The following is a 17,883-nucleotide window of genomic DNA, read 5'->3' on the forward strand; positions in this document are numbered from 1 at the left end:
GTTAGTTGTTAAATATTGGCGGCGATGGTTTTGCGACTTATTTCTCCTGAAACTTTGTCCTTCAGGATAAGAACTTTGGCTCCTGAAGGCAAAATTTCGTCCTTGATCAAATAGTGATGGTCATCAAAGCTGGTCAGCAACGTAGCCTGAGTTATTTCCTCTTCTCCACGCCAAACATCCAGCTGAATTTTTTCCCAGCGCCCGGATTTAGCCGATGCGTAAGCCGCATCAATTACGGCGTTTACGATGTATCCGTCGTAAAAATTTTCCTGGGGTTGGCGGCCCTGTTCAATCGCATCAAACATATCCGTAAACATATTGGTATATCCCAGTTCGTGTACTTCATCGCCTACCGGGAAAAGCCAGCCGTTGCTGGTTTCTGCTTTTTCGGCCACGTAGCCGCCTTTCCCTGAACTGAACATTTCGAAACCTGTCCGCAAAAAGTTGTTTATCCAAATGGAGCCTTCTGTTCCCTGCACTTCATCGCGCAGATCCATTCCACCCCTGAAACACCAGCTAACCTCAAACTGTCCTATCGCCCCGTTTTCGTACTTCACCAGGCCGATGGCGTTATCTTCCGCTTCAATCGGATGTACCTGCGTTGCCGCCCAGCACATTACCTCAACCGGTTTTACATTTTTACCTATATAGTTCCTTGCAATCTCAATACAATGACAACCTAAATCGACAATAGCGCCGCCTCCAGAGAGTTCCTTATTCCAGAACCAGTTGCTGTGGGGACCCGGGTGTGCTTCCCGTGATTTCGCCCATAAAATTCTTCCCAGGCTGCCGTTCTTAATACTTTGCAGCGATTTTAAAAATTTGGGTGAGTAACAAAGATCTTCGAGGTAGCCACCCATGATTCCCGCTTCATCAACCAGTTGCAGCATTTGTTTTGCTTCTGCGGCGGTACGGCCCAGCGGCTTGGTACACAGAATATGTTTTTGAGCTTTCGCACAAGCCTGTACGGCCTGCAAATGGAGATCGTTAGACAGAGCGATGATTACCACGTCAACGTCAGGATGACTTAAGGCTTCTTCCAGGTTTGTGCTGTAGTGAGGTATGTTATAATCCGATGCGAATGTTTTGGCACGCTCTTCGGTTCTGGAATATACTAACATTACTGTGTCTTTCCGGCGCTGGCCGAGCAAAGAATCTGCATAAAACCGGGCAATAAAACCCGATCCAAGTATGGCTATTTTCATTGGTTATAATTGGTTTAAAAGTCGATTGCGCTCATTACGCCCAACCGAAAGTATTTTTAACATATTGAAGACTGTTTTTCCAATCTTCTTTAATCGGATTAACAGGCGGTGAGTCAAATGCAAGCTCAACGGCCGCTCTGCCTTTGTAGTTTTGTTCGTTTAATGCTTTGGCAATCGCCTTAAAATCGATGGTTCCAGTCCCCACTGTTTCTGTCCACTTGCCATCAGCAGTTTGATCACGGATGTGCATATAAACTATCTGCTTGCCGTATGTGTTTATAAATTCGACCGGATCAACTCCACCCCTAACCAGCCAGTTTAAATCAGGGCCTAGTTTAATATCCGGGATACGGGCCAAAGTTCCCTTCAGATCGTGCATGCCGTTCACCACTTCGTAAGTGTGATTATGGAGATTCAGAATAACTCCATGATCCTCGCAAATTTTTATCAACTTTAGAAGCAGGTCGGCCTGAGCATCTAACTCTTTTTCGGTTTTTAAGCGTTGAGCATCGCCTACCGATACACCAAAAGTGCTTCCCTTTAATTGGTGTAAACGATCAACAACAAGCGCTACATCATCCAAAATTTCCGAATGTTTCGAGCTGTTCCACATCGCTCCGTTATAAGAGGTACCGGTAACAGGAACTTTATATTTCTCAGCCAGTTCACTTAAACGACTTACGGCGTCATCGTGGCGCAAATTTACCTCCATCAACTCCAACCCGTCCAAACCTGCATATTGAAAGTCAGAGAAGGCCTGCTCAATTACAGGTGTTGAATCCCATTCAGGTGGAAACTTACTTGCATACACCCAGATGTGCCCGCTGATCTTTACTTTCCTAGATTTGGACAGAAAATTTGCAGCTTTGACAATTTCATTACTTAATAAAACATTACCCGCAATAAAACCCGTGGTAGTTATAAAACGTCTGCGATTCATAACTGGTTAACTATTTTCGTTATTAACTTCCTGCTCCCAGCCAGTTTCTTTCAAAGCCGGATCATTTTCCTTTTTAAGAAAATCGGCATTTGATAACGATTCAGATTCCCATTCCAGAATGGCTTCATCAGGAACAACATTAACAGGTGTGTGCCATGAAGTTGAAGTTTCGTTGTACGCAAGGTTTGATTGCAGGCTATAGCAGGAAATAATGGACCATCTCGGATGATCTGAAAGATTAGCCTCAGAACGATGCAGCAGGTTGCTATGAAAAAATAGCGCGTCGCCCGGCTCCAGTTCAGAATAAACCAGCTCCATAGTTTTCAATGCATTATCGACCATTTGCATATCCGCACCAACCTGTTCGCCGCTGAAACCATGGTTTACCCGGCCGATTTTATGTGAATTTTTAATAACCTGCAAACATCCGTTTTCCTTATAAGCAGGGGTTAAGGCAATCATGACACTTAAAAGCTCATCGGGAAACATGAACTGATTTTTATACCAGTAACCATAATCCTGGTGCCATTCCCAAGCGCCGCCAACTTTGGGTTCTTTCTGCATCAACTTGGAATGAAAGTGACACACCTTTGCTTTATCGCCAAGTAATTGCTGCACCGAATTAACCATTTTTTCACTTCGAGTCAGATAACCGAAAACATCGTTTCCCGGAGTAAACCATAACGATAGCTTTGTTTTTTTACCGCTCTGATCGTTAAGATCCAGCGCATTATTTTTCATGGCACTATCATCTAAAGCTGTAGCGTACAACTTATCAATTTCTTGCGCACTGCAAAAGTTTTTTACGACTACATAACCTTGCTGATGATACAGTTCGACCTGATCTGCAGATAATTTAAAGCCTGACATATAATTGGTTTTTGTTAGAACTAAGGTAATATGTCAGGCAGGTTTTAAACTACTTGTTAACTGGCAGGAACTGATACTTTTCTAACATTATTTTAAACAAACAGCCGTAAACCGTATCATTGTGCAATGAAGCCGGTGTTAGAATATCTGCCACGAAGTTCGGACGAATCTTTTGTAACCCGGTTTTTCGATTATCACTATTATCCAACGCCCTGGCATTTCCATCCCGAATATGAATTGGTGCTTGTTACCGAGAGTTCAGGAAAACGTTTTATCGGCGATCAGATCAGTGATTTCAGAGAAGGTGATTTGGCATTAATCGGACCTTTTCTTCCCCATCTGTATAGGAACGATCCGGAATATTATGAGCCGGGATCAAAATTACGGGCGAAATCCATCGTTGTTCATTTTAAGGAATCTTCTTTCGGAAATGACTTTATTAACCTTCCGGAAGCAAAAAAAATAAATCAACTTTTATTAAGCTCGGGACAAGGCTTTGATATTTACGGCGAAACAAATCGGATTATCAGCGAAAAAATGTTTGAACTAACAAGTATAGCTGGTTTTTCACGCTGGCTGAAACTGCTTGAAATTTTAAATATTCTGGCAGACAGTAAAGAATTACGATCTGTTTCAAATAACCCCGTCGTTGGAAAAAATCAATTAGAGTCCGTCCGTATGAACAAAGTAATTGATCACGTAATTAATAATTTTCATAAGGAGATCACTATTTCTGAGGTAGCGGATATAGCCAGTATGGCAGATAATTCATTTTCCAGGTATTTCAGTCAGCGCACCCGTAAAACATTTACCAGTTTTGTAAACGAGGTCAGATTAAACCACGCTTCAAAGCTATTGATCGAAACACAAAAAAGCATAATTGATATAAGCCTCGAATGCGGCTTCACTAATTTGTCAAATTTCAACCGGCAGTTTAAAGCGCATTATCATTCAAGCCCGTTAAATTTCAGGAAGCATTACCACGGATAATCAGATATAGCAAGTTGAATAACAGCATTGCTTATGCTAGCATGCAGATACGATTGCCGTTGTAGCACTGTTCGGAGTCGAAGTGATTTAAAGTGACCTGAAACAGGCAGTACCGAAAGGCTTAATAAACAAAAAGCACCTGCCGGTGGGGCAGGTGCTTTACGATAACTGTATGGTGATTTATTAGATTACTTTAACATTGATCGCATTAAGACCCTTACGGCCTTCTTCTACATTATAGCTTACCTGATCGTTGTCACGGATCTCATCGATAAGTCCTGTAGCATGAACGAATATTTCGCTCGCATTGTCATTTTGTGAAATGAATCCAAAACCTTTTTGGCTGTTGAAAAATTTCACTGTTCCTTCTTTTTGCATTATATATTTTTTAATGAGCGGGCAAGGTCGGTATAATAATCGGCTAATGAGCACGATTGCGAAATAGTTTAAGCAATAGGTAAATTAAATGACATTCGTTAGGATACCAAATTCAACAGAGGCTCTGAAAATTCAACAAATAATAGCGAATCCAATCTCGAACGAAATGTGTAATCAATTCCTGATTTATTTAGATTTAGCGATTGCAGATTAAACCTGAATTTAGTCGTGACCTGGAACAGAATCTGGGTGTCCATTCAACAACACTGGCTGTTTTCTCTTCTTCAAAATCGGCAAAGAAAGCGATCAGCCCGATCCTGTAGCCATCCACGAATTTACGCTTGAATCTGGGCGTACTTAGTTCCAGCATTACCTTAATAGATCCGTTTTCGATAAAAGTATTTTTATGATTTGCCGTTATCAGCCGGCTAAGCGGATAACCTTGTGTATCTCAAAACGCCGGAAGCCCTGCAGGTTCGGAGCTTCGTTATTTTTATAGTGAGCCCGGAATACCGACAGCATGCGCTGCCACAATAAACCGCCGCCAAAGTCGTGGCGAACCTGGCCGATTTCCATTTTCAACAAGGCCGCCGCTTTGTTGGCTTTAACTAGGTTTGCAGCGCTTGCCTTAAAGGCATCATTGATCTCAACAGCCTTTTAAGTTCCCCTTGGTTTACGGGTATGGGTCCCGTAAGAACGACTGTCGACAATAATATCACCTGTTGCCGTTCGTGCTGCTTTTTTTCTTGCCATTTACAGAATAATGCGTATTTTAGATCATCCGACTAAAAATAGCAATTTCCTGCTGTTTCAAAACTCAAGATATTTTAAATTACAGCGACATTACAGCGACCTTGTAGCGTACTTTGAGCGACCTTATAGCGATACTTATTGTGTCCTCAAAGTGTCTTCATTCGGTCGACATCGTGCTATCTATGGGCTGGAAGGTACTTTTGCCGAACAAGGTCCCTCGCAGGTAGCATGAAGAAGCCTCGTAGAAAAGGGACCGAAATTAGACTCTTAGGAGATTTTGCAGAAAAACACCTGTATAAAAAGGGGTGTTTTACACGGAGTAAAAAGGGTGTTTTTAAACATAAACTTAATTCTAAATTTTACATCTTTAAAAACTACCAATTACAGCACTGGCTGGTGAAAAATGTGCTTCGAGGACGGTCAAAGATTTACCTGAAAAGTATGCACCATCAGGAGTATCATTTGTAAAATTGATTGCAACGCAGATATGGAAAAAATAAAAATGCCCCGCAGATAGGCGAGGCGCTAAATGTTTTCACAACGGAATAATCCTTATTGTGATTTGCTTTCAAAACAAACATAGGTATTTATTTAAGATACCTCCAAATAAATGATATTAATTCTGAAACAATAAAAAAGGCAATCAAATGTTAAAAAACATTCTTGGATTAGATCTCGGCACAACGTCGATTGGCTTTGCCCACGTAATAGAAAACGAAAAAGACATATCGCAATCGGAAATTAGGCAAATTGGGGTACGAATCATTCAATATGACAACTTCGTTAAAATTGATAAATCAGGAAAGGTTAGTGAGTCTAAAAACCCTGAACAAGATTTTGCATCGGGTAAAGGCCTATCGCCGAATGCTGGTAGAACCTTGAAACGCGGTGCCAGACGAACATTAGATCGATATCAGGATAGAAGAAGCAATTTAATCAACACCCTGTTCAATGCTAACATTATTACACACGAAACCAAACTGGCAGAAGATGGGAAAAACACCACGCATTCTACTTTTGCACTGAGAGCCAAAGCAGTTGTTTCAAAAATTGAGAAAGATGAATTAGCAAGGGTATTTTTAGCTATTAATAAAAAACGTGGTTATAAAAGCAGTCGCAAAGCGAAGAATGAAGACGAAGGCCAAGCAATTGACGGAATGGCTATTGCAAAGAGGTTATACGAGGACGGTTTGACTGCGGGGCAATTAGTACTGAACCTATTAAGAGAAGGTAAAAAGACCATTCCAGATTTTTACCGCTCTGATTTACTGGCAGAATTTGATAAAGTATGGAGTTATCAAAATCAATTTTATCCGGAAATACTTACAAACGAATTTAAAAAAGAATTAGAAGGCAAAGGTCAGAGAGCAACTGCGGGTTTGTTTTGGATTTGCTATCAATTCAATACAGCTGAAAATAAGGCTAAATCGAGGGAAGAAAAGAAATTACAAGCCTACCAATTGAGAAGCGACGCTGTTTCCAGGCAGTTAGAAAAAGAAGAAGTTGCTTATGTGATAGCGGAAATCAACAACAATCTTAATAATTCAAGCGGTTATTTAGGTGCAATATCAGACAGAAGCAAGGAACTTTATTTTAAGCAAGAAACCGTTGGACAATATTTATATCGTCAATTACAAAAAAATCCACATACCAAACTTAAAAATCAGGTCTTCTACCGTCAAGATTATTTGGACGAATTTGAAGCTATTTGGAAAGAACAAGCTAAGCATCACCCAGAGTTAACAGCAGAATTGAAAACCGAGGTTCGTGATATCACTATTTTCTATCAACGCAAATTAAAATCTCAGAAGGGATTAATTAGTTTTTGTGAGTTTGAAAGCAAAGAAATAGCAATTGACCGAAATGGGCAACAGATTAAGCAAACCGTAGGGTTAAAAGTCATACCTAAATCTTCTCATCTTTTCCAGGAATTTAAGATTTTGCAACGTTTAAATGACGTATTGATTCGTAAAAAAGGAAGCAAAAAAAGAGTTGCTAAAAATACCGATGCACAAGGTGAATTATTCCAGTCAGAAGAAGAAATCTTCGTTTTAGACCACGATACCAAACAAGATTTATTTATCGAGTTAAACCTAAAAGGAAATCTGCCTTCATCGAAAATAATTGAGTTGCTTGGCTACAAACCTGCTGATTGGGAAATGAATTTTTCTCAATTGGAGGGAAACAAGACCAACCAATCGTTATATAATGCCTACCTAAAAATCATTGAAAATGAAGGCTACGACTTGAAAGAATTGTTGAAAATTAAAATCAACAGGGATGAGATAGAATTAAACGACCTTGACACTCCGGCTACAGAAATAAAAAAAATGGTTTCCGATATTTTTGACAGTTTAGGAATTGATACATCTATACTGGAATTTGATGCAGAACTGGAAGGTAAACTTTTCGAACAACAACCGTCTTATAAATTGTGGCATTTGTTATATGCTTATGAAGGCGATAATTCGTCAAGCGGTAATGAAAAACTTTACAAATTGCTGGAGAAAAAGTTCGGCTTTAATCGTGAACAATCCAAAGTTTTGGCCAGTGTTACCTTTTTGGATGACTATGGAAGTTTAAGCACTAAAGCAATCCGTAAAATTTATCCATTCATTAAAGAAAATAATTACAGCACGGCTTGCGAATTAGCGGGTTACAGGCATTCAGCATCTTCTTTGACTAAAGAGGAAATTGCTAAGAGACCTTTGAAAGATAGGTTGGAACTGTTAAAGAAGAACAGTTTGCGCAATCCTGTAGTAGAAAAAATATTAAATCAGGTTGTGAACGTGATAAATGCTTTAATAGTCAAGAACAGTGAAAGGGATGAAAACGGAACTGTTATCAAAGCTTTTCATTTTGACGAGATTCGCATAGAATTGGCTCGTGATTTAAAGAGAAATGCAGAGGAACGACGTGAAATGACAGCAAATATCAATTCCGCTAAAATTTCTCACGATAAAATATTCAAACTATTGCAAAACGAATTTGGGATTAAGAACCCAACCCGAAGTGACATCATTCGTTTTAAACTATTTGATGAGTTGAAGAACAACGGATACAAGGATTTGTACACAAATACTTATATACCCAGAGAGATTTTATTTAGTAAGCAAATTGATATAGATCACATCATCCCGCAAGCCAAGCTGTTTGACGATAGCTTTTCTAATAAAACGGTAATTTATAGAAGAGATAATTTAGATAAAGGAAACAAAACTGCTTTCGATTACATCCTTTCAAAATATGGAGAGCTAGCCTCAATCGAATATCAGCAAAGAATCGCCAACCTTTTTGAGCAACGGAATAAAAGCAAAGACGATGCAAGTTCCGGTATCAACAAAGCCAAATATCAGAAACTTTTAAAGAGAGAAATTGAAATTGGCGATGGTTTTATTGAAAGAGACTTACGCAACAGCCAATACATAGCAAAAAAGACCCGAAATATGCTTTTTGAGATATCCAGAGTGGTGACGCCCACAACAGGCAGTATTACTGATCGATTGCGTGAAGATTGGGATTTGATCAACATTATGCAAGAACTCAATTTCGATAAATTCAAAAAGTTAGGCCTTACTGAAATGGTAGAGAAAAAAGACGGCACGTTTAAAGAACGTATTGTAGATTGGACTAAAAGAAATGATCACAGGCACCATGCAATGGATGCCTTAACGGTTGCCTTCACGAAACATAATCACATCCAGTACCTAAATTATCTAAATGCCCGAAAAGATGAAACTCATAAGTTGCACAACAATATCATAGGTATTGAAACATTAGAAACCGACTGGAAATATGATGATCAAGGTAATAAAAAACGAGTTTTTAAATCTCCGCTTATCAATTTTAGAGAACAAGCCAAAGATCATCTAGAAAACGTATTGGTATCACACAAACCTAAAAACAAAGTAACCAGCAAAAACAAGAACCAAATTGCAGGCAAGGACAATCCTCAAATTGTCTTGACCCCCAGAGGACAGCTACATAAAGAAACCGTTTACGGCAAGTATAAGTACTACGTTTCAAAGGAAGAGAGAATTGGTGGCAATTTCGATTTAGCAACCATTGAAAAGGTAAGCAATCCCGCTTATAAAAAACTGCTTTTCCAACGATTAGCAGAAAATGGTAATGACCCTAAAAAAGCGTTTACCGGCAAAAACGCCATTGGTAAAAATCCAATTTATTTAGATGCCACGCAATTGGAACAAGTTCCAGAAAAGATCAAATTAGTTTGGTTAGAGGAAGACTACTCTGTAAGAAAGGATGTAACTCCAGAAAATTTCAAAGATGAAAAGGCTATATCGAAAATATTGGACCAGGGAATAAAGGAAATTTTACTGGACAGACTGCGCACAAACAAGGGAGATTCAAAAAAAGCATTTTCAGATTTAGATAAAAACCCAGTTTGGCTAAACGAAAAGGAAGGAATTGCCATAAAACGGGTTAAAATAAGTGGTGTCAAAAATGCCGAGCCACTGCATCACAAAAAAGATCATTTGGGTAACTCGATGTTAGATAAGGAAGGCAAAGAAATTCCCGTTGATTTTGTGAGCACAGGCAATAATCATCATGTAGCAATTTACAGAGATGACAAGGGAAATTTACAAGACAATGTAGTGTCTTTTTTTGAAGCGGTTCAGTTGGTAAGTACTGGAGAGCCAGTGATCGACAAAAGTTACAATCGAGGACTAGGATGGCAGTTCCTGTTTACAATGAAACAGAATGAATTTTTTGTATTTCCGAACGACAAGACTGGCTTTAACCCTAAAGAGATCGATCTGTTAAACCCTAAAAATGCAAAAGTTATTAGCCCACATTTGTTTAGAACACAAAAACTTTCTAAAGTAACCTATGGAAATTCAGCGGTAAGAGACTATGTTTTCAGGCATCACCTCGAAACCTCTGTCGAAGAAAAAAATGAACTTAATGGAATTGCCTATAAACAATTAAAAAGTTTAGCATATCTAGAAGGCGCTGTTAAAGTCCGCCTCAATCACTTAGGTGAAGTTGTCAAAGTTGGAGAATATTAGTTCAAATTGAAGTTATAATTATTTAATCGGTGAATCACTTAGCATGATTAAAAAGACACTCCACTTTTCCAATCCGGCTTATCTTAATTTGAAAGGAAAGCAATTGCAAATTGACCTGCCTCATTTGCGAGTGCTCGGCGAGGATGATTCGAAAAAAAGTGTAGCTATCGAAGACATCGGCATCGTAGTGCTTGACCATCAACAGATTACCATCACTCAGGGTTGCCTTGCAGCTTTGCTGGAAAATAATGCGGCGATCATTACCTGCGACCGCTCCCACATGCCAACCGGGATGATGCTTCCCATTGACGGACATGACACGCAAAGCGAACGGTTCCGCTACCAGATCGACGCGTCCCTTCCACTCAAGAAAAACCTTTGGCAGCAGACCATTCAAGCCAAGATCCTCAACCAGGCGGCAGTGCTGGCCTTACGTGGAATCGACCACGAGAATCTGCTGCGATGGGCAAGAGAAGTGCGAAGCGGCGATCCGGACAACTATGAAGGCCGCGCAGCAGCTTATTACTGGAAAAATGTTTTCCCAAAGAAGGTCGACTTCTTTCGTGGAAGAGACGGCGATCCACCTAATAATCTCTTAAATTATGGCTACGCTATTTTACGCGCTATTGTAGCCCGTGCCTTGGTATGTTCGGGCCTCCTTCCTACCCTCGGCATCCATCATAGGAATAAATACAATGCCTACTGCCTCGCCGATGACATCATGGAACCTTACAGGCCTTATGTCGACCAGATCGTCCTCCGGGTCATTGATGCGGGTGAAAATTTTCTTGAATTGAGCACCGGGATTAAGTCTCAGTTGCTGGGAATTGCCACCGTTGATGTCCATTTTGAAAAGGGCCGCAGTCCACTGATGGTGGGCCTGCAGACAACGACCGCCTCACTCGCTAAATGTTACGAAGGCCAGCATAGGAAGATAAGTTACCCTTTCATTCGAAATCTTCAGGCAAAGAGCCGTTCATACAAGGAGCGAGAATTGGAGCCATTTATGGCTGCTGAGGATGAGACGGAGTACCTGGCGGACGATGATGAACTCCCATTCTGACGATGCGCTTAAATGAATACAGGATTTTGTGGATACTAGTATTTTTCGACCTGCCGACCGAAACCAAAAAGGACCGGAAGCTGTACACTAAATTCCGGAAGGACCTGATGGAAGACGGCTTTGCGATGTTCCAGTTCTCCATCTACCTGCGGCATTGCAGCAGCCGGGAGAATGCCGATGTTCATATCAAGCGTGTAAAGAAAGCGCTTCCGCCTAAAGGTCACGTAGGCATCCTGACAGTGACGGATAAGCAATTCGGCATGATTGAACTTTTTTATGGCAAGGATGAGAAAAAATTACCCGATACGCCGCAACAACTGGAACTTTTCTAAAACGCATTACAATCTGAAATTTAAAATCGCCATTCAGAATTACATCCGGCCGTTCATACGACCGGATTTTTAAATTCTGTTTTTTTCTTCAAACAACTGATATTCAAATCCTTAAACCAGGGTATGCTGTGGTAAATATCAGTTGTTCAAAGAATGAAAGCAAATCACAACTACTTGATTCTTGCAATACTGCGGAATTTTGCTGTGGTAAATATCAGTTGTTCAAAGAATGAAAGCAAATCACAACGACGCCGTTTTTCTGAAAGCCAGTGAATAGGCTGTGGTAAATATCAGTTGTTCAAAGAATGAAAGCAAATCACAACATAGACGAAAAAGCGGTACTCAACCTGGTAGCTGTGGTAAATATCAGTTGTTCAAAGAATGAAAGCAAATCACAACAAATCTGTTATGCTTTCGTAGCTGTTCATCGCTGTGGTAAATATCAGTTGTTCAAAGAATGAAAGCAAATCACAACCATTTTAGTTATCTTTGCCATTTCTTAAATGCTGTGGTAAATATCAGTTGTTCAAAGAATGAAAGCAAATCACAACTTACCAAGCGAAATACAAATCCAGGCAGAAGCTGTGGTAAATATCAGTTGTTCAAAGAATGAAAGCAAATCACAACATTACCACCTAACTCAAAAGGGATTCGGCGGCTGTGGTAAATATCAGTTGTTCAAAGAATGAAAGCAAATCACAACTAAAGGGCGAGCTTTGCCGACAACTTCTTTGCTGTGGTAAATATCAGTTGTTCAAAGAATGAAAGCAAATCACAACTCCGCGCGGTAAGTTCTGAAACTGGACTAAGCTGTGGTAAATATCAGTTGTTCAAAGAATGAAAGCAAATCACAACAGCAACGCGATTAAGCTAAAACAAGATTTAGCTGTGGTAAATATCAGTTGTTCAAAGAATGAAAGCAAATCACAACAACTTTTTATATCGTATGATTTGATGAAAGGCTGTGGTAAATATCAGTTGTTCAAAGAATGAAAGCAAATCACAACCGGCAAACTTTATAAATGGAACCATTTCATGCTGTGGTAAATATCAGTTGTTCAAAGAATGAAAGCAAATCACAACTTGCTAACGGTATGCTTGCAAAAACAAAGAGCTGTGGTAAATATCAGTTGTTCAAAGAATGAAAGCAAATCACAACTTTCCCTAGCGGTTACACGTTAGCATCAGGGCTGTGGTAAATATCAGTTGTTCAAAGAATGAAAGCAAATCACAACTCCGATTTCGTGGCATCGTAGTACTGAACTGCTGTGGTAAATATCAGTTGTTCAAAGAATGAAAGCAAATCACAACACTATAATGAAACCTACAAAGGGTCGCAAAGCTGTGGTAAATATCAGTTGTTCAAAGAATGAAAGCAAATCACAACTCCGACAGGTACACTGCAAGAACAAGTTCTGCTGTGGTAAATATCAGTTGTTCAAAGAATGAAAGCAAATCACAACTGCATTGACTATTGAATCCGGAGATCTGCAGCTGTGGTAAATATCAGTTGTTCAAAGAATGAAAGCAAATCACAACTTAAAGAACGTTGGGATAAAAAGAAAACAGCTGTGGTAAATATCAGTTGTTCAAAGAATGAAAGCAAATCACAACCAGATTTGCTGCTTTTGCTCATCGATCGGGCTGTGGTAAATATCAGTTGTTCAAAGAATGAAAGCAAATCACAACTCCGGGACTAATGGCAGTCGGAGGAAGATTGCTGTGGTAAATATCAGTTGTTCAAAGAATGAAAGCAAATCACAACAAGCTGCATATTCAGCTACCTAAACATAAGGCTGTGGTAAATATCAGTTGTTCAAAGAATGAAAGCAAATCACAACTACTGTTCAATATTTCCCCTACGCGCAAAGCTGTGGTAAATATCAGTTGTTCAAAGAATGAAAGCAAATCACAACTATAAAGAAAGGCTAATTATTGCCGGGGCTGCTGTGGTAAATATCAGTTGTTCAAAGAATGAAAGCAAATCACAACAGCAGCTAACCTCTACTAAAAAGTCTGTACGCTGTGGTAAATATCAGTTGTTCAAAGAATGAAAGCAAATCACAACGAAAACGCCGAGCAATATCAAAAATTGTTGGCTGTGGTAAATATCAGTTGTTCAAAGAATGAAAGCAAATCACAACACGTCCATAGATTCTACCGCGGCTGGACGCGCTGTGGTAAATATCAGTTGTTCAAAGAATGAAAGCAAATCACAACCCTGCATGGGTAGCTATGCACATGGAAAATGCTGTGGTAAATATCAGTTGTTCAAAGAATGAAAGCAAATCACAACAGCTTCTTATGCAGGATGCTCACCCAGGCAGCTGTGGTAAATATCAGTTGTTCAAAGAATGAAAGCAAATCACAACCGCAAGCCTACCAGAAAGGAAAAGATTGAGGCTGTGGTAAATATCAGTTGTTCAAAGAATGAAAGCAAATCACAACCGCAAGCCTACCAGAAAGGAAAAGATTGAGGCTGTGGTAAATATCAGTTGTTCAACGAATGAAAGCAAATCACAACAATGATTCATGTATGGAGAACTATTCAGCGCTGTGGTAAATATCAGTTGTTCAAAGAATGAAAGCAAATCACAACTGGGAAAACCGCTGTGCTGAAAGTGTCTTAGTTATGGTAAGCAGTTTTGAAAAGACGGTATTCCGCCTAGACGCACCTTTCATCTCCTCACCATATTCACTACTTTTGAGCTACTGATGCTACCCATTTTTGAAAAATACATCAAAGCCCAATCCACCTCCTTCACGGACGAGGAAATCCGGCGAATAGGTGCTGCTGCTATTCAAAGAAAAGTTCGAAAGAAAGAGCTTCTTCTTAACGCGGGCGAGGTATGCCGTTACAAGATGTTTATTACCAAAGGATTTTTACGCACTTACCGCATCGGATCGGACGGAAGCGAGCACCTCATGCAGTTTTCGCCGGAATTAACCTGGACAACCGACGGAGAAAGTTACGCTAACCGCAATCCGTCTGATTACAACATCGATGCATTAGAGGACAGCCAGCTATTGTTATGGAGCAAAGACAGTTTTGACGCACTGCTTACCCTGATTCCGGCACTCAAAGCTTTTTCCGATCAGCTTATCTCTAACAACCTGCATTCCAGCCGAAACCGCATTTACAAAGCCATAAGTTCTACCCCGGAAGAAAAATACGAGGATTTTATCAGAACCTATCCCGGTATTCTCCTGCGCGTACCTCTGCGCATGGTGGCTTCTTACCTGGGTATGTCGGTTAAAACACTCAGCCGCATCCGGCAGGCGCAGCTTCAACACTAAATTGAAATCGGGACAAATGTCCTCTTTCGAAGCACCGCTCTTTCGCAACTTTGTTAAGTAAATTAAGGATGCTGTTGAATCCCCGTGTGCTATGCATACATGCTTCGCAGCACCTGGCAACAAATTAAGAAAGAAGAATATGCGAATATTTGTAACGGGAGCCACGGGTTTCGTCGGCTCAGCCATTGTAAAGGAACTTTTAGATGCCGGCCACAAAGTGCTTAGCCTTGCCCGATCAGCTTCATCGGCCGATCAGCTAATCGCAATAGGTGCCGAGGTGCACCGCGGTTCACTCGATGATCTCGAAAGCCTGAAGAGAGGCGCAGAGCTGGCGGATGGCGTGATCCACACAGCCTTTATTCACGACTTTTCTAAATTCGGCGAAAACTGCGAGACAGATCGCGGGGCTATTGAGGCGATGGGTTCCATATTGGCAGGCACGGACAAGCCCCTGATTATCACGTCCGGAACCGGTTTATTTAATTTGGGACGCCTTGTTACCGAGGACGATCAAATCACTGTTGGATCGGCCAGTCCTCGAAAAGCTTCGGAGGAAGCAGCTGCGGTGGTTGCAGCACAGGGTGTTAAAATATCCATCGTAAGACTGCCGCCGTCTGTTCATGATGCCGGTGATTATGGTTTCGTTCCCTTGCTGATCGCCCTGGCGCGTGAAAAGAGCATGTCCGCTTATATCGGAGATGGCGACAACCGCTGGCCTGCCGTGCATCGTTTGGATGCCGCACGTTTATTCCGGCTGGCACTGGAAAAAAATGTGCCATCGATCTATCATGCCGTGGGCGAGGAAGGACTGCTATTCCGCGAAATTGCGGAAGTAATTGGGAAAAATTTGGCTCTCCCGGTAGTAAGCAAGTCCGGCGAAGATGCAGCTGAATACTTTGGCTGGTTCCAGCATTTTGCATCTCTAAACAGCCCGGCATCCTCTGAACAAACACGAAAAGCTTTAAACTGGCAGCCTACACACAGGGGCTTGATTGCTGACCTGGATTCGGAAGCTTATTTTAAACGAAGCGAATAATTTCCTGGTATTTTTCTGTCCTTTGGTGTGTTTAAATAAATACCGGCCATGCGTTTAAGGCCTTGTGACGTATGAGCGAAGCACGGAAGTAAAGAAACCAAGACTCACTGGCACTGTTTTTCGGAAAATACACATTACTACACCGCGTTATTGGTGTCTCACAAGAAACATTTCAGATCGTTGGTGAGGGACACTAACGATGGGTTAGAGATGTCTCCTATCGTCGACATGACAGTGAAATGAAAGACGCAAATGCTGCCACCATTTTTCACATTTTTTTATCATTCAATTCCCCGCGATCTCATAGTTTTTCTTTTCTTCATAATTTAGGTTTCCCAACCTGCTTATCCCCTCAATTACGCAAATCAAGAAAAGAATATGAAAATATTTAAGATTCATCTATATGTGTTTCTAACAGGAGCGGCTTGTTTTCAAGGGTGCAAAAAAGACGCTGGACAGGCAGAAAAACAGGACATTAACTACTCCCCGATTGCTAAGAGTCTGGCAACAACATCAAGCGATGATTTTTCAAGTATAACCTGGGGATCAGTGAAAAGCCAGCCAATTTTAACTCACGAAGTACACGGCGATGTAGTAAACGGTAAACTATACATTTTTGGCGGCTATGATGTCAATAAAAAGCCTGCCTGGACGCCCACAAAAAAAGCATTTGTTTATGATCCCATAGCAAATACCTGGAAATCAATTGCCGATTTACCGCATACGCCAAGCGGACAAGGCTTCGGTGGCATCACTCACGCCGGCGTCACAAATGATGGTTCAGACATTTACATTGCGGGTGGCTATACATCAAATGCAAACGGCACTAGTCAACTTTTTGGCACTAAACAGGTGTGGCGCTATAACATTTCCACAAATACGTATACGCGCTTACCCGATCTGCCACAATCGCTGGCAACGGGGCAGCTTCGCTTTTTAAACGGTAAGATCCACTATATGGGAGGAGCCAACTTATCACGGCAGGATGTCAATATTCACCTGGCTTTGGATCTTTCTAATCTCACAGCCGGATGGCAAACGCTGGCTTCACTTAATAATCCCGCCAACCATCCGGGATCCGCAGTATATAATGGTAAAATCTATTTCCTTGGAGGTGCTCATGAACAAAACGAAAATACCGTTACACAAAAAACGTTAGAAGTTTATGATGAAGCAACAAATACCTGGACCAACCTGGCACCGATGCCGGTCGGCCGCGATCATATTGCATCCAGTGTGGTTGTTATGGGTTCGCGAATAATCGTTTTGGGCGGGGAAACATCGCACAACGTTTTGAGCAAACTGGTGTCGGCCTATTCACCTGCAACCAACACATGGGCCGAACTTACTCCGCTTAATACGGCTAAATCAGCAGGCGTTGCGGGTGTGTTAGATGGAAACATTTATTATACCGGCGGAAATTTTGCTGCCACAAATCGAAAGGGAGTGCCGGTATATAACACCACTGAGACAATTTTACTGCCTACAGACGATGCTTATGTACGCGACGGAAGCTTCGCGGCAGACAATTATGGGCTGGATACGATTCTATTCGTGAAGGCTTCAACAAGTTCAGGCTTTTCAAGAAAATCTTATTTAAAATTTTCGCTAAGCGATATCAGTTCGGTAAATACAGCCAGGCTTAGAATTTATGGTTATAATGCCGACAATAGCTCTACCATTACAATTTCCTGTTATTCTGTAGATAACGATTCATGGACGGAACAAACGATTTCGCAAAACAATGCTCCGTCGAATGGAACAACCGCGTTAAGCACGTCAGCGGTAAATAATGTCCGTAAGTATATAGAATTTGACGTAACCAATTTTGTAAAAGCACAAGCGGCTGGAGACAAATTGGTAAGTTTCGCAATCAGGGACGCAGGAAATACAAAAATCAGCTTATACTTTAACAGCGGACAAAACAATTCAAATAAACCTCAGCTGATTATAAACTAGCTAATGCTAAAGACATCATTGCATTGAGAT

At 40.9% G+C, this 17,883-nt stretch carries 12 protein-coding genes and 1 CRISPR repeat array; of the genes, 7 read left to right on the forward strand and 5 right to left on the reverse strand.

The features are described from left to right. Positions 1-8: 8 nt before the first annotated feature. The 3 genes from GS399_RS07705 to GS399_RS07715 are packed head-to-tail and all read right to left on the reverse strand — an operon-like array spanning position 9 to position 3,015. A complete protein-coding gene (locus GS399_RS07705) occupies positions 9-1,205 on the reverse strand; it encodes a Gfo/Idh/MocA family protein (protein WP_160844044.1) in 1,197 nt (398 codons plus the stop codon). A gap of 34 nt (positions 1,206-1,239) precedes the next feature. Next, positions 1,240-2,145, reverse strand: a complete 906-nt coding sequence (locus GS399_RS07710) for a sugar phosphate isomerase/epimerase family protein (protein WP_160844045.1) — start codon at positions 2,143-2,145, stop codon at positions 1,240-1,242. A 6-nt stretch (positions 2,146-2,151) separates the two neighbouring features. Further along, positions 2,152-3,015, reverse strand: coding sequence for a phytanoyl-CoA dioxygenase family protein (locus tag GS399_RS07715; protein ID WP_160844046.1), 864 nt, complete (start codon positions 3,013-3,015; stop codon positions 2,152-2,154). Positions 3,016-3,141: 126 nt separating this feature from the next. Between GS399_RS07715 and GS399_RS07720 the strand changes: the two genes are divergently transcribed. Continuing rightward, positions 3,142-4,005, forward strand: a complete 864-nt coding sequence (locus GS399_RS07720; protein WP_160844047.1) for an AraC family transcriptional regulator — start codon at positions 3,142-3,144, stop codon at positions 4,003-4,005. A 183-nt stretch (positions 4,006-4,188) separates the two neighbouring features. Here GS399_RS07720 and GS399_RS07725 read toward each other — a convergent pair whose 3' ends face one another. Together GS399_RS07725 and GS399_RS07730 are read right to left on the reverse strand one after the other, a co-directional pair. Continuing rightward, entirely contained in the window at positions 4,189-4,383 is a 195-nt protein-coding gene (locus GS399_RS07725; protein WP_160844048.1) for a cold-shock protein, read from the reverse strand. Between the two features lie 420 nt (positions 4,384-4,803). After that, positions 4,804-4,968: a hypothetical protein gene (locus GS399_RS07730; RefSeq protein WP_237487901.1), complete on the reverse strand. Its 165-nt coding sequence runs from the start codon at positions 4,966-4,968 to the stop codon at positions 4,804-4,806. An 815-nt stretch (positions 4,969-5,783) separates the two neighbouring features. Between GS399_RS07730 and cas9 the strand changes: the two genes are divergently transcribed. From cas9 to GS399_RS07760, 6 genes are all read left to right on the forward strand, one after another. Beyond that, positions 5,784-10,166, forward strand: a complete 4,383-nt coding sequence (gene cas9, locus GS399_RS07735) for a type II CRISPR RNA-guided endonuclease Cas9 (RefSeq protein WP_160844050.1) — start codon at positions 5,784-5,786, stop codon at positions 10,164-10,166. A 43-nt stretch (positions 10,167-10,209) separates the two neighbouring features. Then, positions 10,210-11,229, forward strand: coding sequence for a type II CRISPR-associated endonuclease Cas1 (gene cas1 / locus GS399_RS07740; protein WP_160844051.1), 1,020 nt, complete (start codon positions 10,210-10,212; stop codon positions 11,227-11,229). Positions 11,230-11,255: 26 nt separating this feature from the next. Continuing rightward, the gene (gene cas2, locus GS399_RS07745) at positions 11,256-11,561 is read left to right on the forward strand and encodes a CRISPR-associated endonuclease Cas2 (protein ID WP_237487902.1); all 306 of its coding nucleotides are present in this window, start codon (positions 11,256-11,258) and stop codon (positions 11,559-11,561) included. A 125-nt stretch (positions 11,562-11,686) separates the two neighbouring features. Then, positions 11,687-14,160: a CRISPR direct-repeat array (repeat unit 46 nt; unit sequence GCTGTGGTAAATATCAGTTGTTCAAAGAATGAAAGCAAATCACAAC). 116 nt (positions 14,161-14,276) lie between these two features. Next, positions 14,277-14,858, forward strand: coding sequence for a Crp/Fnr family transcriptional regulator (locus GS399_RS07750; protein ID WP_160844053.1), 582 nt, complete (start codon positions 14,277-14,279; stop codon positions 14,856-14,858). Positions 14,859-14,997: 139 nt separating this feature from the next. Next, complete coding sequence (locus tag GS399_RS07755) at positions 14,998-15,894, forward strand: SDR family oxidoreductase (RefSeq protein ID WP_160844054.1); 897 nt, start codon at positions 14,998-15,000, stop codon at positions 15,892-15,894. 378 nt (positions 15,895-16,272) lie between these two features. Beyond that, complete coding sequence (locus tag GS399_RS07760; protein WP_160844055.1) at positions 16,273-17,853, forward strand: CBM96 family carbohydrate-binding protein; 1,581 nt, start codon at positions 16,273-16,275, stop codon at positions 17,851-17,853. The last annotated feature ends 30 nt before the right edge of the window (positions 17,854-17,883 follow it).

The sequence above is a fragment of the Hufsiella arboris genome (assembly GCF_009834875.1).
GTDB lineage: Bacteria > Bacteroidota > Bacteroidia > Sphingobacteriales > Sphingobacteriaceae > Hufsiella_A > Hufsiella_A arboris.

Coding starts and splice junctions, on each gene's coding strand:
- GS399_RS07705 (WP_160844044.1), bottom strand. CDS start 1,205: ATGAAAATAGCCATACTTGGATCGGGTTTTATTGCCCGGTTTTATGCA.
- GS399_RS07710 (WP_160844045.1), bottom strand. CDS start 2,145: ATGAATCGCAGACGTTTTATAACTACCACGGGTTTTATTGCGGGTAAT.
- GS399_RS07715 (WP_160844046.1), bottom strand. CDS start 3,015: ATGTCAGGCTTTAAATTATCTGCAGATCAGGTCGAACTGTATCATCAG.
- GS399_RS07720 (WP_160844047.1), top strand. CDS start 3,142: ATGAAGCCGGTGTTAGAATATCTGCCACGAAGTTCGGACGAATCTTTT.
- GS399_RS07725 (WP_160844048.1), bottom strand. CDS start 4,383: ATGCAAAAAGAAGGAACAGTGAAATTTTTCAACAGCCAAAAAGGTTTT.
- cas9 (WP_160844050.1), top strand. CDS start 5,784: ATGTTAAAAAACATTCTTGGATTAGATCTCGGCACAACGTCGATTGGC.
- cas1 (WP_160844051.1), top strand. CDS start 10,210: ATGATTAAAAAGACACTCCACTTTTCCAATCCGGCTTATCTTAATTTG.
- GS399_RS07750 (WP_160844053.1), top strand. CDS start 14,277: ATGCTACCCATTTTTGAAAAATACATCAAAGCCCAATCCACCTCCTTC.
- GS399_RS07755 (WP_160844054.1), top strand. CDS start 14,998: ATGCGAATATTTGTAACGGGAGCCACGGGTTTCGTCGGCTCAGCCATT.
- GS399_RS07760 (WP_160844055.1), top strand. CDS start 16,273: ATGAAAATATTTAAGATTCATCTATATGTGTTTCTAACAGGAGCGGCT.